Annotated in this window: 16 protein-coding genes; all 16 read right to left on the bottom strand. The window is 45.4% G+C overall.

What is annotated here, in order from left to right:
- On the bottom strand, nucleotides 1-1828 hold a 1828-nt coding region (locus AC1DE7_RS29360; protein WP_477535712.1), incomplete at its 3' end, for a collagen-like triple helix repeat-containing protein.
- 208 nt (nucleotides 1829-2036) lie between these two features.
- Complete coding sequence (locus AC1DE7_RS29365; RefSeq protein ID WP_477535713.1) at nucleotides 2037-3128, bottom strand: LolA family protein; 1092 nt, start codon at nucleotides 3126-3128, stop codon at nucleotides 2037-2039.
- Between the two features lie 4 nt (nucleotides 3129-3132).
- Entirely contained in the window at nucleotides 3133-4623 is a 1491-nt protein-coding gene (locus AC1DE7_RS29370) for a sensor histidine kinase (protein ID WP_477535714.1), read from the bottom strand.
- A complete protein-coding gene (locus AC1DE7_RS29375; protein ID WP_477535715.1) occupies nucleotides 4620-5330 on the bottom strand; it encodes a response regulator transcription factor in 711 nt (236 codons plus the stop codon). Before AC1DE7_RS29375 ends, AC1DE7_RS29370 begins: the two co-directional genes overlap by 4 nt.
- A gap of 192 nt (nucleotides 5331-5522) precedes the next feature.
- Entirely contained in the window at nucleotides 5523-6554 is a 1032-nt protein-coding gene (locus AC1DE7_RS29380; RefSeq protein ID WP_477535716.1) for a phosphotransferase enzyme family protein, read from the bottom strand.
- A 184-nt stretch (nucleotides 6555-6738) separates the two neighbouring features.
- Nucleotides 6739-7494: a phosphate ABC transporter ATP-binding protein PstB gene (gene pstB, locus AC1DE7_RS29385; protein WP_036616781.1), complete on the bottom strand. Its 756-nt coding sequence runs from the start codon at nucleotides 7492-7494 to the stop codon at nucleotides 6739-6741.
- Nucleotides 7495-7506: 12 nt separating this feature from the next.
- Nucleotides 7507-8394, bottom strand: coding sequence for a phosphate ABC transporter permease PstA (gene pstA, locus AC1DE7_RS29390; RefSeq protein WP_036616846.1), 888 nt, complete (start codon nucleotides 8392-8394; stop codon nucleotides 7507-7509).
- A 2-nt stretch (nucleotides 8395-8396) separates the two neighbouring features.
- Nucleotides 8397-9332: a phosphate ABC transporter permease subunit PstC gene (gene pstC, locus AC1DE7_RS29395; protein ID WP_017690972.1), complete on the bottom strand. Its 936-nt coding sequence runs from the start codon at nucleotides 9330-9332 to the stop codon at nucleotides 8397-8399.
- A gap of 115 nt (nucleotides 9333-9447) precedes the next feature.
- Complete coding sequence (locus AC1DE7_RS29400) at nucleotides 9448-10374, bottom strand: phosphate ABC transporter substrate-binding protein PstS family protein (RefSeq protein WP_047840352.1); 927 nt, start codon at nucleotides 10372-10374, stop codon at nucleotides 9448-9450.
- 489 nt (nucleotides 10375-10863) lie between these two features.
- Nucleotides 10864-12789, bottom strand: a complete 1926-nt coding sequence (locus AC1DE7_RS29405) for a PTS fructose transporter subunit IIABC (protein WP_477535717.1) — start codon at nucleotides 12787-12789, stop codon at nucleotides 10864-10866.
- A 15-nt stretch (nucleotides 12790-12804) separates the two neighbouring features.
- Entirely contained in the window at nucleotides 12805-13683 is an 879-nt protein-coding gene (locus AC1DE7_RS29410) for a ketose-bisphosphate aldolase (protein WP_036616777.1), read from the bottom strand.
- A gap of 17 nt (nucleotides 13684-13700) precedes the next feature.
- Nucleotides 13701-15566 (bottom strand): BglG family transcription antiterminator, encoded by a 1866-nt coding sequence (locus AC1DE7_RS29415; RefSeq protein ID WP_477535718.1) that lies wholly within the window; start codon nucleotides 15564-15566, stop codon nucleotides 13701-13703.
- Between the two features lie 308 nt (nucleotides 15567-15874).
- Complete coding sequence (locus AC1DE7_RS29420) at nucleotides 15875-17167, bottom strand: arsenic transporter (protein ID WP_340019042.1); 1293 nt, start codon at nucleotides 17165-17167, stop codon at nucleotides 15875-15877.
- 188 nt (nucleotides 17168-17355) lie between these two features.
- Nucleotides 17356-19443 (bottom strand): methyl-accepting chemotaxis protein, encoded by a 2088-nt coding sequence (locus AC1DE7_RS29425; protein WP_339190095.1) that lies wholly within the window; start codon nucleotides 19441-19443, stop codon nucleotides 17356-17358.
- A gap of 172 nt (nucleotides 19444-19615) precedes the next feature.
- Nucleotides 19616-20674, bottom strand: a complete 1059-nt coding sequence (locus AC1DE7_RS29430) for an EAL domain-containing protein (RefSeq protein ID WP_340019040.1) — start codon at nucleotides 20672-20674, stop codon at nucleotides 19616-19618.
- 212 nt (nucleotides 20675-20886) lie between these two features.
- A complete protein-coding gene (locus tag AC1DE7_RS29435; protein ID WP_477535719.1) occupies nucleotides 20887-23160 on the bottom strand; it encodes a bifunctional 2',3'-cyclic-nucleotide 2'-phosphodiesterase/3'-nucleotidase in 2274 nt (757 codons plus the stop codon).
- Between the last annotated feature and the right edge of the window lie 225 nt (nucleotides 23161-23385).

The raw sequence follows: 23385 nt of genomic DNA on the forward strand, positions 1-23385 counted from the left end.
CTCCGGTCGCTCCCGTTGCTCCCGTTACACCAGCCGTCCCGGTTGTTCCCGTCACGCCTGTCGCACCTGTAGCCCCAGTGACTCCGGTCGCTCCCGTTGCTCCCGTTACACCAGCCGTCCCGGTTGTTCCCGTCRCRCCTGTCGCACCTGTAGCCCCAGTGACTCCGGTCGCTCCCGTTGCTCCCGTTACACCAGCCGTCCCGGTTGTTCCGGTTACGCCTGTTGCACCTGTAACCCCTGTGACTCCGGTCGCTCCCGTTGCTCCCGTTACTCCGGACGTCCCGGTTGTTCCGGTTACGCCTGTTGCACCTGTAACCCCTGTGACTCCGGTCGCTCCCGTTGCTCCCGTTACTCCGGACGTCCCGGTTGTTCCGGTTACGCCTGTTGCACCTGTAACCCCTGTGGCTCCGGTCGTTCCCGTTACGCCTGTCGCACCTGTAATACCAGTGACTCCGGTCGTCCCTGTTACTCCCGTTGCGCCTGTATCTCCAGTGACTCCTGTTGCTCCCGTCAATCCGGTTGCACCTGTAACACCAGTATCTCCAGTCGCCCCTGTTACGCCTATTGCACCTGTAGCCCCAGTAACTCCGGTCGTTCCTGTAAGTCCTGTCGCGCCCGTATCTCCAGTAACTCCGGTCGTCCCCGTTACGCCTGTCGCACCTGTAACACCAGTATCTCCGGTCGTCCCCGTTACGCCTGTCACTCCCGTAGCTCCAGTAACTCCGGTCGTTCCCGTAACTCCCGTTGCACCAGTAGCTCCGGTCGCCCCCGTCAATCCTGTCGCACCTGCATCTCCAGTGACTCCGGTCGCTCCCGTCACGCCTGTTGCGCCTGTAACACCAGTGACTCCGGTCGTCCCCGTCAGTCCTGTCGCTCCCGTATCTCCAGTAACTCCGGTCGTCCCCGTCAGTCCTGTCGCTCCCGTATCTCCAGTAACTCCGGTCGTCCCCGTTACGCCTGTCACTCCCGTATCTCCAGTAACTCCGGTCGCACCCGTTACGCCTGTTGCGCCTGTAACACCAGTGACTCCGGTCGTCCCCGTCAGTCCTGTCGCTCCCGTATCTCCAGTAACTCCGGTCGCCCCCGTTACGCCTGTCGCACCTGTAGCCCCAGTGACCCCAGTCGTTCCTGTTATTCCCGTACTACCGGTGACACCTGTGGCTCCAGTAGACCCTGTCTCCCCTGTGCTCCCGGTGACTCCAGTCGTTCCTGTTATTCCTGTACTCCCAGTAATACCCGTCACTCCCGTAAGCCCTGTCTCTCCTGTGGTCCCCGTACTTCCAGTAGCGCCCGTGACTCCTGTCACTCCGGTAGATCCTGTCTCTCCCGTCGATCCCGTAGTTCCTCCAGGAGGACCAGTAACTCCTGTCAGTCCTGTAACACCTGTAGCCCCTGTAGGACCAGTTGTTCCCGCAACCCCTGCTGTCCCTGTAGCTCCAGTCGCACCCGTTACCCCGACTAGACCGGGGTTCGCTCCTAACAATTCCTCAGACACCAAACGATGTGCCGTTACCAGTTGACCGTTCTGGTTTTTCCCCCATACGGAAATCTGAACTTCATCCTCCGTATCATCACCTGTGATAAATATAAACTCAAATGCATCCAAATCTGCATAATAGTCTTTTGTTATAACCTGGTTAGGCAAAACATTAAACAATTCCTGAACGTATAGTGTGCGAACACCATTCAAATAATAGCCTTGAACCAGAACGGTAGAGAAACTAGTGAGACTCCAATTGTCTAATTTCACTGTAATTCTCTGTGTAGGACGCTCGCCGCTTCCCACCACTATATTATTTTCTATTGGCCCTGTTGATAAAACAGCCATCCTGCGATGCCCCCTTCTCCTGCCTCCATCACCAAATCAAGATTGTCTTCTATAAATATGCATATTGAACTGTAAACGTGAAGTTGCCCTCTTGCCTTTTTGGAATGGACTGAAAGGAGATCGAATAGATATCCACCACACCAAAAGGAGAATATACAAAAAAAGCTGCCGCTTCGTTTCTGCGGCAACCTTATTATTATTCTTTAGCTCATCTAGACGGATTGGGAAGGGTCAGTTCTTCCGCCCAAGCTTGCAGCTTTGCCTTTGTCCATCCTTCGTTTTCACCCATGATGGAGTACCGCAAGCCATTCTCACTCCATGATATGTTCCGAATGCTCTTCATATATGAACCCTCGGTGTTACGAACCTTAATCTCGGCTTCATCCGGTATTAGTGTATCGTCCACATTTTCTTCCGGCATCTTGAATACCGTCAGGCTGACTTCTACCTTGTCGTTACTTACATAATACAAGGTTACTTCATCTCTGCTCAGCTCACCGCGCGATGTAGACATTTCGATCCGTGATAGTTCGAATTCTCCACTCATGTCCTGTAGGAACGGCTGTTCCAACGCTTTTTCCGCTTCATCTAGGGTCACTTCGGAATTCTGCATCATATCGTTCAAGTCCTTCACATCGACCTCCTTAGGGATGTCAATTACGAAAGTATCCTTTGTGAATTCAGGTTCATACTGAATCGGATCATAGACCATTTCTGATTTTCCATCCCCATACGCGCTGTTTACTTTGACAATCATCCACGTTTTGGGATCTACCCAATACTCTGAAGATATGGAGAATGCGCCTTCTTCTTTTGGTGTCAATTCAATATGAATGACGTCCTGTCCATAAAGTTTCTCCTGTCCCATCATATTCACATCATGCGTAGTACGTAACCGCTCTAGTTGATCGAGCAATATTTGCTTCTGGGTTTGATTAGGTTGTTGTGACACGGATGATGCATCCATGGAATATGCTGCCCCTGTTTCTTTTTCATATATGATGATCTTCTTTCCATCATTAACTGCGTAACTGACATTGCCATTCTCTGATGTTTCCGTGCGCTTTCGTCCGGTTTCACCATCTACCCATTCCTTAATTTGCATCGTGTTAGTCAGCTTGTCATCCGCCCATATCTTCATCACACCTTCCGCATAATACGAGGCGGGTTCTGTTTCTGCTGAGACAACCTTCTCAATCATCTCATCTCCTGACATAGACAGCATATCCTTCTCCGCGCAACCTCCAAGCAGGGCGCCTGCCAACACAGCAGTACCCAGCATCATCCATCCTTTTTTCATCATCTTATCCACCCTCTCTGCGTTTACATTCTCCATGTTCAGGCAATCGGCATACTGCCAGCGTTCCATATCCTTCGTATGACCACATGCGCATATCCCCTCCGTGCTTTATTGCAACCCGTTTGGCTATACTCAATCCCAATCCCGAACCACCTGCATATGTCTTCTCCTCCTGATTCTGGTGTTGAACATAGGGTTCGAAGATACGAATGAGCTGTTCTTCAGGAATAGCAGGACCTTCGTTTTGTACTATGATCAATGTTGCTCCCGCCCTGTAGTTATCCAATTCAGCTCTAAGCGAAGGAATAATCCATTCAGGAAGCTCCCAATCTGAAGCAATAACCCCTAGTCCTATTACACCGTTCGTCCTTGTGTGGCGTAGTGCATTATTTATCAGATTATCTGTCAGGCGCATCAGTTGTTCCGGATGAACTCGGTACAGTTGATCTGTGCGGACATCCATCTTCACGTCAATCTGGCCACGCTCGGCAAGTCCCTCATAGCTCCCAAGCAGCATATCAAAAAACTCTCCACCTTCCACCTTAACCATGGCCATCTCCGATTCATTGGAACCCAGCGCCGTATACATCTCAAGTTCACTAATCATCTGTTTCATCCGCTCCACATTTCCGAGCAGCACATCCTGATATTCCTGCCTTTCAAGGCGGTTCAGTTGACGATCACCGTTAAGTCCTTCCGTATAGGCACTAATGGACATCAACGGTGTTTTCAGATCATGGGATAACGAGGCGATCATGAGCTCTTTTTCTTTTTGCTCCCTCTCCACATCGGCCTGAGTATGTCTGATCTTGTCTTGCATTGCATCAAACTGTTGGAGCAAGATGCCCATTTCATCATGACGAACAGGTACCACATCCGTAGCAGCCTCTCCCCGTGCAAAAGCATCCATTCGTTCTATGAGATATTTCATCGGCCGAAAGAGCTTTCGGGATAGCAACCACAGCACTGTTCCGTATAACAGGATAAAGAAAGTAGCAGCGAGACCCATGACCCAGGTAGTCCGCAAGGATATGCCTTCCAGCCAATCTCCACGCAGCATGACGATTTCGTAAATGCCTACCAACTCACCTTTTTCCCATACGGGTTTCTTCAACGAGAATGTACGATGACGAATCTGTAAGTTGTACAAATTACGATACAGCTCCGCCCCCCCAACGGTGTAAGCTCCAGCAGACCATGTACTCCCCTCTGATGTGTACACCCGAATCCCTGTTGGTAAATACAGAGCAAAGTTCACCCGACCATTCTCCAATTCAGAGAGTGCAGCGAAAGCATCAGGCGATTGCAGCTGGTACAGTCCCGGGTCAGATAAAGCCAGTTCAATAGGAGCCAATTGTCCGGACAACTCTACATATTCCGTTACGGCACGCTGATCATTGTAATAGTTATACAGGGAGTACAGCGCCCACCCAGCAGCGACAGGCAGCAGCATTACAATGAGGAAGGCAAGCATTAACCAGTACTTCAACTTCATTCCTCAGGCTCCCCCATGAACCGGTAGCCACTGCCCCACACCGTCTGAATCCAGCGTGGATGATGGGGCTCGTCACCAAGCTTGGCCCGAAGGCTCTTCACATGAACTGTGACTGTACTCGAGTTCCCCGCCTCTGGCTGACTCCAGACATGTTCATACAGTTCCGCCTTGGTAAACACCCGGCCCGGATGAGAAGCAAGCAGTATGAGCAAAGCCCATTCCTTGTTGGTTAGTACCACATGTTCTCCATGAACCTGTGCGCGCTGATTCAAATAATCAATCGATAACCCATCGTTATACTGTCTATCTGTCGAATCCGGCTCTACGCCCTGATATCTGCGGTACCTATTCAGATGAGATTTAATGCGAGCTGTGAGTTCCGTTAGACTGAAGGGCTTCGTAATATAATCGTCAGCTCCCAGCCCAAGCCCCCTGACTTTGCTCTCTTCCTCGATTCGAGCACTCATCATGAGCAGCGGAACATCGCTGATCAGTCTAATGTTTTTGCATACCGTGAACCCATCCATTTCCGGCAGCATCAGATCCAACAAGACTAATTGATAGGTTCCCTCCCTAAAGTCTTCCCAGCTCTCCAAACCGCTTGATGCCCAAGTTACACCATAACCCTCATGACGTAGATGGTCTCTCAAAATACGGGCAATCTCCGGATCATCCTCCACCAGCAATATATTCTCGCTGTCTCTCATCGCTGCTTCATCCTCCCATGACTATATTGTAGCTAAGAAAAGTTGACTCTCCTCAGAGTTTATACTTTCTTCATAAATGTCCATTAAGATCGTTATCTAATGCATGCAAAAAGAGCACCCCGATTGTTCAGGACGCCCAGGTAATATTCACAATCTTAATCCTAAGTTATAGCTCCTAGAAAAGGAAACACCTCATAACTCATAGAAGATGCTCTCGTTCTGTACATAGGGTCTACAATACTTGCTGCATAGCTTCGGCATGCGATCTTTCATCCATTCGTGCCTCGACTCATTCGCCATCTGAAAGGCATAATAACCCAGTGTAAAGATCAACATAAACCCTTCCATTAACCGGATATCACGATCCGTCAGTGGTGCGATCTGTTGGGTATAACCGGATAAAAATATGTCACGTTCCTCCCGATTGAACATAAGTGCTGCCCCTCCGGCATCAAAAAGATAATAACCATAACCGTGTAGACAAAAATCAATCATGGAAATCCCCTGCTCCGTTATCAGCAGATTGTTGCGAGTAATATCCCCATGAATGATCCCCCATGTCCCTGCGTGCTGCGGGTATGTTTCTAACTGCTTATTAATGTTCTCAAACGTCTCACGAAGCAGATCGAAGTCTTCCGTTGTAAAAATCCCCAGTCGGACGCCTTCTTCTAGCTGCCCGAGCATGACCAAGTTCTCATGGCTATTGCCATATGCCGGACGCACCTTTGTTCGATCTGTCTGATTCTGCTCACGCCCATATTGATGAAGCATCTGCAGTTGTGCCCCAAGATCATAGATCTGCTCTGTTGTCAGGCGTTCTCCCTGCTGGATGTCCCTTCCCTCAATCCACTCCAGTACCGTACAACAAATCTCTTTCCCTGCCTCACTTGTCCATAGCGTGACCCATTCACCCGATGCATTGCGTACCGGATGTTGCACGCGCAATGCTGTCGTTGCATTTAACTCATGAAGCAGATTCATCTCTGCCTCCAGCGCAGAAAGCGTATGCTGAATGCCTGTCATACTTGCATATGCGGCTTGGTGTATCCGTAGCAGATACTTCTGCCCGCTTGCTTCATCAACGACATGATATGTCAGATTCTCATTATGACGAATATATGAAACGACAGGTTTCTCAATAGTGTAGTTCTGTATAATCTGAGCTTCCATATGGTCGTAAGACATCTGATCCGTAGTGATTATCAACATCTCCTTCGAAGTCATGTAAACGTTCTCTTCACACTAAATATCGTAGCATAATGTTTATCCCGCATACAGAAAATCCCACTAAAATTATAAATTAAAAAAGCACAACCCCCGAACAACCGTCCAGGCACTGTGCTTTCTTTTGTCTCTATTATTTCTCTATCTCTCTGTCTATTGCTCTATGTTACACTCCATGATCCAATTAACCAAAACGACCCATAATGTATTCTTGCGTCAGACGATTGTCCGGGTTCGTGAAAATATGCTCTGTATCCCCGTGCTCAATCATGCTTCCCAGATAGAAATAAGCTGTGTAATCCGAGATTCGTGCCGCCTGCTGCATGTTATGGGTAACAATAACAATCCGTAGCTCCTTCTTGAGCTCGGTAATCAACTCTTCAACTTTACCCGTAGATACCGGGTCAAGTGCAGATGCCGGCTCATCGAGCAGCAGAATCTGTGGTTCAACAGACAAAGCGCGAGCGATACACAGGCGCTGCTGTTGTCCCCCAGAGAGAGACAGAGCTGACTCATGCAGTCTGTCTTTTACTTCGTCCCAGAGCGCAGCACGGCGCAAGCTTTTTTCCACAATTTCATCCAGTGCCTTCTTACTCTTCGTACCGCGGTAGCGGGGGCCAAACGCGATATTGTTGTAGATGGACTTATGAAAAGGATTTGGCTTCTGCCACACCATGCCAATCTTCTGGCGAAGCTTGATTACATCGGTTCCAGGCTCATTCAGGTCGTTACCGTCCATCCAGATATGTCCCTCTGTACGGGAACCGGCAATCTCGTCGTTCATTCGGTTCAGCGACCGGAGGAACGTGGATTTACCGCAACCAGACGGTCCAATAAGAGCCGTTACGCTTGCTTCAGGAAACGTCAGGCTAATCTGCTTGACCGCCTGGAAATGTCCATAATATATGCTTAACTGTTCCGTACCAAAAGGTATGGCCATGTTGGTTCCTCCTTATTTCGAAGCTGTCATGCGGCGGAATACAACCCGACCGATCCAGCGTGCACTTAGATTGAACGCCAGCACGAGAATGACAAGCACGGCGGATGCCCCTGCTGCCACTTCTTTGGAATCTGGCCCAATACCTTCACTATTCACTTTCCAGATATGGACAGCAAGTGTCTCTGCCGGACGGAAAGGATTAAGCGGTGATCTTGGACTCGTCGGATTCCAATCTGTAAAGTCCAATGGTGGACTGCTCATACCTGCGGTGAACATCAGCGCTGCTGCTTCACCGAAGATCCGGCCCGATGCCAGGATCGTACCCGTAATCAAACTCGGCAATGCCACAGGTAGTAGAATCGAAGTGATAATCTTCCACTTGGACAGTCCAAGCGCCAGACCTGCTTCTTTCTGTTCCTTCGGAACGGCACGGAAGGCCTGCTCCGTAGTCCGCACCATCAGTGGCAAGTTAAAGATCGCCAGAGCCAAGGCACCCGAGATCAGGGAGAAACCAAGACCAAATTGATTTACTAGCAGCAAGAGACCAAACAAACCGATAACGATGGATGGGAATGATGACAATACTTCAACGACCAGACGAATGAAGCTGGTAATCTTGCCTGGTTTGGCGTATTCCGCCATGTAAATCCCGCCGCCCCATCCGAGTGGAATGGTAACAAGCAGGGTCAGAACAAGCAAGAATACGGAGTTGAAGAGCTGTGGACCAATCCCGCCGCCACCCTTAAGCAACTGTGGTGCACTTGTAAGGAAGTTCCAGCTAATATGTCCAATGCCTCTATACATGATGAAGCCAAGCAGACCGAGCAATAGAATAACAATGAACAGGGCTAGTACAACGATAACGGATGTTGCAATTTTATCTACCGTCTTTGCCTTCATTTTCATACCCGGTTTCTCCTTTCAAGCAGGCGAACCAGAATGACGAAGACAAATGTCATCACCAACAGGACAAGCGCCATACTCCACAGTGCATTGTTATGAACAGAACCCATCGTGGTGTTACCCATGCTGAGTGTAATTACACTTGTTAATGTTGAAGCTGATTCGAGCAAGGATGTTGGAACATGCGGTGCATTACCGATAACCATCTGTACAGCAAGAGCCTCACCAAAGGCACGGGCCATACCCAAAACGACACCTGTCAACAAAGCTGGCAAAGTTGTTGGAATAATGACACGGTAGATGGTTTGCCAGCGAGTGGCACCCAGTGCATAGGAGGATTCACGCAATCCTTTTGGCAACGCGGACAATGCATCTGCCATAATACTTGTCACCGTAGGAAGAATCATTACCGCGAGAACAAGACATCCGGCTGCAATCCCGACGCCTGTTCCACCAAAGATACTGCGCAACAAAGGTACGATGACGCTCAGACCGATAAATCCGTATACAACGGATGGAATTCCGGACAAGAGTTCAATCGCAGGCTGCAAGATCTTTTTGCCTTTACCCGGAACAATCTCTGTCATGAAGAGCGCTGCACACAGGCCAAGCGGACTTGCGATCAATGCTGCAAGCAAGGTTGTAATGAAAGAACCTGTGATGAACGGTAATGCCCCGTAGAACGCAGGTTCTCCGGTCGGATTCCACGTTTTTCCACCAAGGAATTCGCTGATGCTTATTCCATTTTGGAAAAATGTGGATAGCCCCTTAGACGCTACAAAATAAACAATGGAAAACATGACAACGATCAGGAAAACGACACAAATCGACGTATAGATCCGTCCCGTCCACTCTTCCCAATAATGTTTCTCTTTTAAGGGCCGGCGCGGTTTCAACTTGTTATTCATTACCGTTCCCCCTTCGGTCTGTTCCATAACAACCATCCTTCTATAGTAGAATTAATGCAAAATATGGGATTATTTTAGAGCAAACCGCGTAAAGAGGCGGGACCTAAGTCCGCCTCTTTCGCTGTATGCGCAAGTTCAAAGATTACTCAACCACATTACCTGCTGCATCGCGTTTTACTTTCATACCTGACATTGGAATGTATCCCAGTTCTGTCACGTCGTTTTGTTGAATTTCGTCACTCAAGATGTAGTCCAGGAATGCTTGTGTTGCTGCATCTGGCTTACCTTTCGTGTACATGTGCTCGTAAGCCCACACTGGATAAGTTCCTGCTTCTACGTTCTCAACTGTTGCTTCTACACCTTCGTATTTCAACACTTGCAAGCTGTCATCCAAGTAAGACAAGGCGAGGTAACCAATAGCACCTGGCGTTTCAGATACCAATTTTTTTACGTTACCAGAAGAATCTTCTTGAATCGAACCTTGGATATCACCCATTTTTGCACCCAATGCATACTTCTCAAAAGTTGCACGAGTACCGGAACTGCTCGGACGGTTTACAATAACGATTGCTTTATCCGCGCCGCCAACGTCTTTCCAGTTTGTTACTTTACCGGAGAAGATGTCGACCAGTTGTTGCTTCGTCAAATCTTCTACACCTGCATCTTTGTTGCTAACTGGCGCCATAGCTACTACTGCTACTTGATGGTCAACCAGTTCTTTTACTTTGGCTTCGTCCTCCAGTTTCTCTTCTGCAAATACATCAGAGTTACCGATTGTAGCTTGTCCGTCAGATACTTGTGTCAAACCAGTACCACTACCGCCACCTTGAACTTGAACCGTTACGTTCTTATATTCATCAACTGCCATAAATTTCTGTCCAGCTTGTTCTACCAGAGGTAGCAATGCTGTCGATCCGACTGCCAGAATGTTACCGCTAAGCTCAGTAGCAGCTTCTCCTGATCCATTGCTTGCGGCACCCTCTGTACCAGCGTCATTTTTCGATCCGCATGCTGCGAGTACCAGTACGAACGTTAAGGTCATCAAAATAAACGGCAACTTTTTAAACATGTTTTGTTTTCCTCCCCCAATGTAGTGATGGCGTTTTGTGAATTTGTTTGTTCACCATCAACTCTTTACTCATTGTAGTTTCGGTATGTCATCTTAAAATCAGTGTTTTGTAAACGCAATGTTAAAAATATCGGCTGTATATTGAAAATCATCTGAGACAAGTTGCGCTGAAGTGGCCGCTTCGGGAACGGACGTTGTTTCAATCGCTGTTATCCCCGGATTTATATGATTTACTTTTTCTATGGAATACATCCGGGGATAAAGGCGAACGCTTCGCTTTTCCACAATCGTTCCGTTCCCTTCGCTGTGTCAGCGCTCGTTGGATCTCAGGCATTTCAATCTCCTGCCTGGGAAGTAGGCAAAAAGGCCAGCCCTATAAAGGCTGACCTTGTGTAAATACTTAATGTAGATATTGAATTTGAATTAATCCGTTATATAGAACAATCAACTGCCTCATAGCCAGTGCATGGCACCAGGTGGTTAGAGAATTTATGCAGATTTCATAGTTGTTAAGGCTTTTTTATCTGACGGGTCGCTTGAATTACTTTTTGGTAGATATACAGGTTTCTTTAACAATCCAATCATACAAGCTGTAATGATGGAACCAACTAAAATACAGACAATATACAATAATGGATTACTTGCCGCAATGGGAATAACAAAGATTCCACCGTGAGGAGCTTGTAACGAAATACCTAGAGCCATGCTCATTCCTCCACCAATCGCTGCACCTACAATATTGGATGGAATTACTCTCAAGGGATCATTTGCAGCAAAAGGAATCGCGGCTTCTGTAATAAACGATGCACCCATAATATAAGCGGCTTTACCTGCATTACGTTCTTCGATTGAAAATTTATTCTTAAATAATGTTGTAGCTAATGCAATACCCAGTGGCGGAACCATACCTCCAACCATCAGAGCAGCAGAAGGTTCAAAGATTTGATTGGCGAACATCGCCAGTCCAAATGCAGATGCTGTTTTGTTAATCGGCCCTCCCATATCAGATGCCATCATTCCTGCCAGAAGTGCTCCTAATAAAATAGCATTAGAACCTGTTAAACCATTTAGCCAACCTTGTAACGACTCATTGATCCAAGCCATCGGACTGTTGATGACAAAATACATAATCAAGGCGGTTATAAATGAACCTACTAATGGCAAGATCAGCACAGGTGACAGGCTTTGCAGTGAGTCAGGAATGCCTTTGACTAATTTTTTCAGAGCTATGATCGTATAACCGGCGATAAATCCAGCCAGCATACCTCCCAAAAAGCCGGAACCTCCAATAGTTGCCAGCATCCCACCAATCATACCAGGTGCCAATCCTGGACGGTCAGCAATACTATATGCAATATACCCTGCTAATACAGGAACCATCAATGCAAAAGCAGCACTACCCCCTGCTGTACTTAAAAAAGCGGCGAAAGCATTATAGTCCGGGCTATTTGGGTCAGCCGCATGAATACCAAACATAAACGAAAGCGCAATCAATATACCGCCTGCCACTACAAAAGGAATCATAAAGGATACACCATTCATAATATGGCTGTATATTTTAGGCTGCTTTAAACGTGTTTTTTCTTTTGCATCTTTAAGATTACTGTTGCCTTGATTCAAAACGACACCTTTTCCAGCAATCGCATCTTCAATTAACTCTTGTGCATGATGGACTCCATTTTTGACAGAGGTTTTGATCACTGGACGATCGCCAAAAACATCCATATCGACTTTGACATCTGCCGCCACAATAATACCATCAGCTTCAGCAATATCTTCAGGAGTCAATTGATTTCCAACACCTGTTGATCCATTGGTTTGCACTTTAATGTGTACACCGAGTTCCTTGGCCGCATTTTTCAATGCTTCCGCGGCCATAAACGTATGGGCAATTCCTGTAGGACAGCCTGTAACTCCAACCACTTTTTTGCCAGCATACTTTTTAGGACGTTGAAGTGCCTGCGCATCCTGCTCTTCTGCCTGTTCAAATAAACGGACAATCTCTTCTTGATCTCGAGCAAGGATAAGTTTAGCTCTAAATAGTTCATCCATCAAAAAGGTCGAAATTTTGGATAATGTTTGCAAATGCTCTGATGAAGAGCTTTGATCGACTGCAATCATAAAAAATAAATTACATGATTCGGTACTATATTCAATACCGCTTAATGATCTGCCCATAATAATGGCAGGGGACTGTACTCCAGTAGACTTGGCATGTGGAATGGCTATTCCGAATCCCACTTCTGTAGGAACCTGTTCTTCACGTGCCCAGATATCTTTTTTAAATTGCTCAATATCGCTTAAATAGCCGTTATCGTTTAACTTTTGCGACAATTCATCTATTAATTCGGCTTTGGTCGTAGCGGTGACATCTAATATGATATTTTCTGGTTTTAAGACATTAGAAATCTTCATGATGGATCTCTCCTCTTAAATTTCTCCCAGTTTATAAAGGGATGCTTTACCTGTAGAACCGAACAGATCCATTTTTTTCTTCACCAGTTCTGTTGCCGCTTTGGTCGCCTCAGGCATCAGTTGATCCGGTTCATATGCTTTCGGATTCGCATCGAGTGTCGCTCTTAATTGGTTGTAGAATGCTCGCTTCATATCGGTTGATAAATTGATCTTCGCTATCCCATGCTTTACTGCTTCTCTAATCTCTTCATCAGGATTATCTGATCCACCATGCAGCACTAACGGAATTTTTACTTTTTCATGAATTTGTTTCAAACGATCGATTTTGATCGAATGATCTTTGGATTGAGGATAAATACCATGTGAAGTACCTACAGCGACAGCAAGTGTATCGATACCTGTTTGTTCTACAAAAATCGCCGCTTCTTCTGGATTCGTATACAAAATCTCGTCAGCCCCACCTTCCGAGCTGCCTTCATTACTCCCAATCGTACCTAGTTCACCTTCTACAGATACATCGACCAGATGAGCCAGTTCAACCGCTTCCTTGGTTGCCGCAATATTCTCCTCAAAAGGTAAATGAGATGCATCCATCATGACTGATGTATACCCATTGCGAATCGAACGCGTAATATCTTTGATCGTCGCTCCATGATCCAGATGAATAACAAACGGTACTTTGGACTTGGATGCCGCTTCTCGCACATAGGCTATAAACCCATCAGTGACTAGATCAATTTCATTAGGGTGAATCTGCATAATTGCAGGCGAATTCTGCTCCTCTGCGGCTGTAATGACCACTTTGACGAACTCGCTATTGGCTACATTAAATGATCCGACTGCAAATTTATTTTCATACGCTACTTTAAGTAAATCTTTCATATTAATTAACATTTGAATTCCTCCTAGATTTATTTGGAAGACCAGACTTCCAAAAATTCATCGTAATTGGTGATATGGAGTAGTTTTTCTGTCATATTGGTCTGTTTAAACACATCGTAAATTTCTTCGAAAAATTTGGTGTTATTCACCTTCTGATTTTTCGGCGGAATAAACAGAAAAATGATCTGCGCCATCTGATCACCCCATAGCATTTTCTGCTTATTAATCGCTACCAGTACACGTAGTTTTTTGTTATCTCCACAATCAAATGGATGGGGCATCGCGACCAAATTCCCAATATTGGTACTCGACATTTTTTCTCTTTCCACAATACTGGTATATAAATGCTGAATATCGCCTAGTTCTGTAAGTTTTTTTAACAAATCAATTGGATTGTCTTCATTTAGGAAAAAAACATCATCTGGTGATAAATAATATTTGAGTAGTCCACGATTTAACTGAATCGAAATATTCTTCATATCATCACTTGTAATCATTTCACTTACCAGAATGATATTTTGTACATTTAACTGCTGTTGTTCGGCAATCTCGCTCGTTGTGATAATCGTTTCAATTCCTTCGGGAAGAAGATGTATTTCATGATTAGCTAATAGACTATCGATTCTAATATTCGGAAAATAGAGATTAATCTTACGCTCCAATAGCTTGCCGACTAATAGATTTTTGCCATAAATAATTGCAATCCGTTTTCTGTTATCTTGAGAGTTCTCAATAATGCCCATAATGTGTAACGTCAAGTAACCGATTTCATTTTCGGGTATTTTGATATTTAAGCAAAATTGCAATTCTTTTGCCAACACAACTGCGACATTATAAGCATTGGTATATTCTGATTTTATTTGAGCAATAAAAGGATTTTCGACAGGGAAATAATACTTTAATGGATATAATGATTTGGTAATATGAGCTAATAATCGATCAAGTAACTCTTGGTTTTTGTAGCTGATGAATCCATATTGCTCTCCAACTTTTTGGATCACTGATTTGATTTTTTGTTCCATTTCATTCACGTGTTCATGCCCGATTTCTTCATTTTTTTTAGGTAAGATCTGCAATGCGATCAGCAGGTAACCTAAATACTGATACTCATATTCATCAAAAGGGATATCCATTTCTTGAGCCAGACGGATCAGAATAGATTGGGCTATTTTTAATTCTTCAAAGCTTGTATGATCCAACCTCATATCCTGTTCAGTTATTTTTTGTGTAAGACTTACTCGTTTAAGACTGATCAAAACATTCACACAGATCGAGAATAATTCTTGAAAACTTAGCAATAAATTATACTTGGCAACCTCTTCTTCAATACAAGCGTAGATAAAATGAATAGAAGATTCGTTGAACCAATCGCCAAAATAGTATTGCAGTGCTTCGTCTATCGGCATGTGTTTGAGACAATCGGTAGTGACTAGTTTTTTGAGTAAAATCCGTTTCTCAACTTCGCTTCCTTTAAGCCGGATACCTTGGAAGATAATCGCTTCAATTTCGATGTTCTGCTTTTCTGCTTGAATCGTTTGCACTAATTTTTGCACGTCTTTACGGATCGTTTGAGTCGAAAAATAAAGCGTTCTAGCCAGATCCTCGTACGTAATAAAATCAGTCTGCGATAACAGTGCTTTGATAATATGAAATGCTCTTTCTTCGTCATCATCTTCATTTTTATACAGGCTGGATAAATCCCCGACTAATTTGTATCCTTTGCGAGTATTGCCAATAACCATTGCTTTATCTAAATAATTTTCATTTATTTCTTTGATGTCATTGCGAATCGTTCTAGTCGTTACATTAAATAGATTAGCTAATTCGCTTCCACTCACAAAATCATGCTCAGATTGTTTTAAATGCTCTAATAGCTTAATGTAACGTTTTCTCATTTGGCTTTCCTCCTTACACACATACTAATGCAAGCGCTTTATATCCACCAAGCCTATACTCTTTCCTAATAGTTAGGAAGTGATCGTGTATTCGTTTATGATACCCACTTTTTTTAAATTCTAAGTTAGTATTCTATTTAAGAATCGTTTGGGAAGGAAAACAGAACACAAAAAAACCAACCTTCTAAAAAGGTTGGTTTTTTTGTATAGTACCACTACATCCATAACAATAAGCGCGATCCGTACAACACTACCTACTCCAGACACTTAACGGTCTGTGCTAGTTGAAAATGTAAAATACGATTGCACTAACCTAAAATCCAGAGCCACAACGCCAATCCGGCCAACGTGATCAACAATGTTGGGATCGTGAGGACGATACCTGCTTTGAAATAATAACCCCATGTAATCTTTACACCCTTGCGTGACAACACGTGCAGCCACAGCAATGTGGCAAGTGATCCAATTGGGGTCATTTTGGGACCCAGGTCGGAACCAATGACATTGGCATAGATCAATGCTTCTTGAATGATACCTTCAGTATGTGCGCCCTGGATGGCTAGCAGGTTAATCAACACGGTCGGCAGATTGTTCATCACCGATGATAATACAGCAGCGATAATGCCCATCCCGAGCGAAGCAGCCAGCAGACCATGCTCTGCTATGGCATCTAGCCAGCGGCTCAGATGATCCGTTAACCCTGCATTACGCAGTCCATATACGACGATATACATGCCCACCGAGAACACCACAATCGACCATGGCGCTTCCTTGATTACCCGTTTCAGATCAACAGCCTCGCTCTTGCGTGCCAACAAAGCGAACAGCAACGCAACAGAGCCAACGATAACCGACACGGGAATCGGCAGAAACTCACTGGATGCATAGGCAACCAATAACAGCCCAAGCATGAACCAGGCGATTCGGAACATCCGTGGATCACGTATCGCTTCCTTCGGGTCACGTGCCGCGGAGATGTCGTAGCGAAGGGGTATGCTTTTGCGATAAAACAAAAACAACATCCCCGTACTCGCTACGATTGAGAACAGATTGGGCACAACCATGCGTACCGCATACTCCACAAATGTAATGCCAAAGAAATCGGCCGAAACAATGTTAACCAGATTGCTGACGACCAGCGGTAACGACGTGGTATCGGCAATAAACCCACTCGCCATCACAAAAGCCAACACCATGCGCTCATCAAACTTCAATGCACGCACCATTGCCAGCACAATTGGCGTCAGAATGAGCGCGGCACCGTCATTCGCGAACAAGGCAGACACCGCGGCTCCCAGAAGAATGGAGTAGAAGAACAGTCTGCGACCGTCTCCTCCAGCCAGCCTAGCCATATGAAGGGCAGCCCATTCGAAGAAACCCGTCTCGTCGAGAATGAGAGAAATCATAATAATGCCGACAAAGGCCAGCGTTGCATTCCATACAATGGATGCTACATCCGAGGCATCGTTTAAGCTGACAACTCCACACAGCAGAGCAAGCAATGCCCCACCAGAGGCAGTCCAACCGATACCCAATCCACGAGGTTGCCAGATCACCAAGGTGATCGTTACTACAAAAATCAGTATTGCTACGTATACCATAGAGCCTCCTGCTGTACCCTGTATCAATATATTATTTCGTTAATTCAATCTTATACTGTAAGATTACACCGCTCTATGCGCGGAATGACCAGACGATATATTTATACAGGGCAACAGGAATATTGTCTATCTTTATTTTCTTTTAATATAAAATGTGTGGTAAGTTATGGTGTTCCTAATTTTAGAATTTATTCTTTACCCTTATCCTTCGGTGTATCCTCCACCATCTTGAACATGCCAAGCAATCCTTGTAATTGTTCCGCCATGCTATTCAGGTGTGCCGAGGATGATGCAATCTCTTCTACCGATGCCAGTTGTTCTTGCGAAGATGCCGACACGGATTCTGTATTCGCAGCCGATTCCTGGGTCACATTCGAAATATCACTCATCGCCTTGGCAACGTGCGATGCACCGCTCTCCAGTTGCTTCGTTGTTGCGGACAAGTCATCCAATGTATGAACAGCATCTTCCACCGCCTCCCGAATCTGAGCAAAGGATTGTCCTGACGTATTCACGGCCTGAATTCCTTCTCCTACCCGGGTCTGAGCCGCATTCATAGCGATTAGAGCGGCATCCATGTCCTGACGGATATTATGAACCACCTCACCGATCTGCGCTGCCGAACTTCCGGATTCTTCTGCCAGTTTGCGTACCTCACCGGCTACAACTGCAAACCCACGACCCGCATCCCCCGCTCTTGCCGCTTCAATAGAAGCATTTAATGCGAGCAAGTTTGTTTGTTTGGAGATGGATGCAATGACATCAACCATGCTACCAATCTCAACGGAACGGGCATTCAGAGATTGAACCACCGTCCCCAGCTGCTCCACCGTTTCCTGGATACTGTTCATCTGCTCCACAGCCTGTCCTGCTGCCTCATTCCCAGATGAAGCCGCTCCGGACGTATGCCGCATATTCGCCGTAATCGACTGCACACGCTCCGACATCATTCGAACATCTTCTGCCATTCGGCTCATCTGTCCCGATCCGTCTTTCACGCTGTTTACCTGCTGCTCTGCACCTTCAGCCAGTTCCTGAATGGCCAGTGTTGAATGTTCAATCGCTTTGGTAGTTTGTTCTGCACTGGCAGACAATTCTTGAGAAGAAGCAGATACCTGCTCTGTCGTTTCCTGTACGCCCAGAATCATCATCCGCAGGTTATCGACCATACGTTCAAAATACTTCGCTAGTTCTCCGACTTCATCTTTACGCCCTGTTTCCATTTTCACGGTCAAGTCACCTTTACTCACGGCTCTGGCAGATTCCTGCAGTCGTTTAATTGGACGCAGCATGGAGCGTGTAAACCATATAATAAAGAGGAGTGTAAGGAACGTAGCCGCCAGAATAACAATAAATGTGGCCATGCGAATATCCTTACTTGCATTAGTTACTTCACTCTTGAGCATCGTGCCTGCAATTTTCCAGCCTGTTGCTTCATTTGTTGAAAAAATCATCATCTTCGGCTGATCGTTGAACACGTAATCGAATTGACCTTCTGGACCTTCATACATCTCATCCAGCAAGCCACTCGTTTCCGGCGTACCTGCATCTGCTACAGGGGATACGACATAGTTTTTGTTTGCATCCATAATAATGACGTAGCCTTCTTTGCCCACCTTAATGGATGTCTGCTCTTGCAGGTCTGTCAGGTCCAGAGATAAACCGATGACACCGGATTGATCCTTTAATGTTTTGGAGATAAACACAACTGCAACACCATCGGTATTAACAGATACAGCTGATACAACAGCTGTACCTGGCTTTTCCATCGCTAGTTTGTACCACTCCCGCTCCCTAGGGTCAAAAGCATCTCCCCGTGTGCTGCTCGCTGTTGGTTTACCTCGAACCATGACTCCGTCTGTTGTTCCTACAAAAATATTCATGGCATCGGGATGCAAGCCCAGATATTGCTCCAGTTTCAACTGAAGCTCGGGACTATCGTTCTCCCCTTTGATCAGGCTCGGATCAAGAGCATCCGCGAAATAGTTAATGTCATGAATCTTGTAATTCACTTGGCTTTCTACAATGGTATTGGCAGTGCTCACACTTTGCATGGCACTATCCACTAATTGTCCTTGTACGCCATCTTCAGCCATCGTTAGTGTGATTAAGCCGACTGCCAAGCTTGGCAGGAGTAGAACGGCCAGGAAGGAGACCAATAGTTTGTTCCTTATATTCCAGACAAAACCTTTCTTTTTCTTCTTTTTATTTTGACTATGTTTTGGTTTGGCAGGTTTCGCTGCTTTCATTGGTTTATTATCCTGAGTTTCACTCATGTCTTTCTCCCCCTCAAAATGTAAAAATGCCCTCTTTCTTTGTATGTATGGATCAATCTAAAGGCTTATCTTATATATCGGCTAAATGAGGGTATTTATTTGAGAGAAAAATGTGCAGGCACGCCAAACAAGCCACCTCTGATCAGAAGCGACTTGTACAAGGTACAGGTTACTAATTATTCCATGAATTAGATGAAGTATTAGAGTAAGGACCGCCTGGGGGTTGCGCCGAGGGTTTACCAAAATAGTAGCCCTGTGCAAGCTCAATACCTATGGAACGACAGAATTCAAACTCTTCCATCCGTTCGATCCCCTCGGCAAGGACTTGCCCTCCAAATCGACTCGACATCTCAACAATATGAAGAATTTTCTCTTGTTTGGTCGAATCCTGATCACAACGGTCAATAAGACTTCGATCTATTTTGACAAAATCCGGTTCTAACCGATTCATCAACTCTATTGTCGAATATCCGGCACCCACATCATCCAGTGCAACCGACATTCCACGGGAACGATATACCTCAAATATTTGCTGCAAGATGGGCATATGCTGAATCTGCTCTGTTTCCACGACTTCAAACACAAAATCTTTAGGGTCCAGCGAAAGGCGTTCAATCGCTTCAAACGTATGTGTCAGACAATATTCGGGATTGTATATGGAGGAAGGCAGGAAATTTACGAAGCGTTTGACACCATGCGGCAGAAAAAGAGCACTGGTCTCAATAGCAGTAATACGTGCCAATCGATCCAGAAAAGAATGTAGTCCGGTCTCACGCGCAACTTCAAATAATTCATAGGAACTGAAGGATTTTCCATTCTCAGCAGGACGAAGCAAAAACTCATATCCGATAATCTGCTCCGATGCATCAACGATGGGTTGCATATGACTGCTGAATTGATGCTCCAGAATAATGGAAACAAGCTCCGCATGTTTGAAACGGGACTCCTGCATGGTTAGACTAATCCAGCTTTCTTCATTAACCTGTTCGTAAATAGGCATAATCTGAACGGTTAGGGAATCACGTAATGTCGGATCAATTTCGCCGATCTCTTTTATTAAATTCTGAACCGTCTCAAGATTCGAAAAATCCATCCACATCATGTCATCCGACGTCTCGATAAGTCTTCCCGGCGTTTGTAGCGCTTCCAGCAAAGCGGGGGAAATGGGACGCAAGTACAAGGTACCTTGGCCCTCTATAGGATAGATTGGACTGCAGCCACTGCAATTCATGTAGGACCCCCCTTGCCAATTTAGATTCCATGTCCATTAATGTTCACTTGTATATACCCAAAGTTTGTAAATATTATATCATGGGTCTTAAAATTAATCTCTACTGTTTTGATGACTTCCTGTATGACGGTTCTTGGAACAAATATATTCAAATTTGCAGAAAAAAAGACCGACAGTCTGATGACTGTCGGTCTCCCTCAACTTATTAAACTTTAAGAAGCGGGAATCACGATTTTCTGTCCAACTTTCAGGTTATGCACATTTGAGATTTGGTTAGCTGTCGCAAGCTTGCGCCAGTCTACACCATATTTCAAACCTATGCGGTACAAGTTATCGCCTTTTTTCACCACATATACCACTTTGCCGCCCGCTGGTTTCTCAGGCTGTGGCTTGGTCGTTGGTTTGGTTGGAGTAGTCGGCTCCGTAGGTTTAGTTGGCTTTGTAGGCGTAGGAGCAGGCTCCGTACCTGGTTTCGGAGTTGTTGTTGCTTCTCCAGTCAATTTCATGCCGTATTCAGCAAAACCATCATCATTTGTACCAATGAAAGACATCGCCGGGTTTGCTTCAACCAGATCTTTTGCATCCGGGGAAGAAGCAAACACAACTTCAAGATCGTTCAGCGCTGCTGCGGTTAACCCAGCAGATGGCTTAATTGGTGCCAGGGACCAGTTGCCGTCCGCTGCCGGATTAATCGTTTTATTCTCACGGATGTAGTCGATGATCACTTGACGGTTCTCATCCGGTGCAGCCAGAACGATACGTTTACCGTCCGGGTTAGCCAGCTTGGACGAAGAAGCACGGTAGTTATTCGTCGCTACGATGAATTTTTGCGCTGGGTCAATCGGTTTACCGTTAAAACTCAGATCCTTGATCCGGCTTGCCGATGCATTTACAACGGTTGCTTTGCCGTCATACTTGGCTGGTTGTGTCACATCAATCTGATACGTTACACCATCGATAACATCGAAGTTGTACGTTGGGAAGTCATTGTTGATCAGTTGTTGTTGTCCACCTTTAGCCGGGTCGATCTGGTTGAACTGGCCTGCAGACCATTCCAGCCATTCTTTCAGTTCTGCGCCGTTAACCATTACAGCATGTACCGTATTTGGATACACGTACAGGTCAGCAACGTTTTTGATGGCAATGGTGCCTTTAGGAATATTCGTGTAATACGAAGCGCCTGAACGTCCACCGGCTTTGAACGGTGCACCTGCGGACAATACAGGGATTTTCTCATATTCCGTACCTTGAATATGTTTTTCGACATACCATTTCTGTGCATTCGTTACGATCTGAATGGATGGATCATCCTGAACCAGAGCGAAGAAGCTGTTGATGGGTGCAGTCGTTTCGCCCACCGGACCACGAACATACTCCAATGTACCTTCATGCTCTTCATGAACCGCATCAATGATGTCCTGATCAGCCTCTACCAGTGGTTTTTTGTTGGCTGTGTCATAGATTGGGCGTGCTTCCGTTTTGGAATCGACCACTTTCCATTTGCCATCCACTTGTTCTAGATCCAGATCAATAATCCCCAGGTGATCCCCCCAGAATCCTGGCTCTACAGCAGGAACGCCGTTAATGGTGCCCTTCTCCAGGTCTACCCCTTTTTTGCCGGAAAAATCAGCACTTGGGAACACTTTGTGGGCATGTCCAAACAGAATAGCATTAATGCCTTCAACTTGGCTCAGATACAGAACGGAGTTCTCCATCAGATCCGTTTGAGGAATTTCCTCAAATCCGGAGTGAGGAATAGCTACAATAATGTCGGCACCTTTGGCTTTCATTTCAGGAATGAATTTTTTTGCAGTAGCAATAATGTCTTTGGCGATGACCTTACCTTCAAGATTAGCGCTGTCCCATTGCATGATTTGTGGCGGTACAAATCCGATCACACCTACTTTGATCGTATGTTCTTTGCCAGTCTCATCCGTTACTTTTTTATCCAAAATCTCATACGGTGTGAAATAGTTCTTGTCATTTGTCTCATCATCATCACCATCGTCTACATAAACATTGGCATTAATGTAAGGGAAGTTCGCTCCCTCCAGCGTCATGTCCAGGAAGTCCAGACCATAGTTGAACTCATGGTTACCGATGTTACCTGCATCATAATCGAGCAGATTCATCGCTTTATATACAGGGTGAGTCTCACCCTTTTTCAGTGGATCAATTTTGGCAGTGTAGTCTCCCAGCGGATTCCCCTGAATTAAATCCCCGTTATCAAACAGCAGGCTGTTCTTCGCTTCGTCACGGGCTTTCTTAATCAGTGTTGCTGTTTTAGCGAGTCCATATTGGTCTGTCTCTTTGTCGGAATAATAATCATAGTTAACCAGATTGGTATGAATGTCTGTGGTCTCCATGATCCGCAGTTTAACTTTGGCAGCATCCGCAGCCGACACAGGTACCGGAAATACCGCAAGCACGTTTAATGCAACCAAAGCGGCAGTCAGGCTTGATAATACTTTTTTTCTCATTTTCAAAATAACCCCTCCCGGTTATGTACATTGAATCATGCATTAATGGGCAAACGAAGAGCGCAGAAAAAAGATAGATTTCATGGGTTGTGCGTACTGACGCTCTGATGACATGCATCGGAATTTCAGGTAAGTTTATCTCACATGAACATCTATTTATGTCTGTGCTTGTCGTTTACATTCCAAATCATAACGCAATGTTCAGTCATTGAAAAGCATTATTTTTTACAT

The organism is Paenibacillus sp. 10L310 (assembly GCF_056395745.1).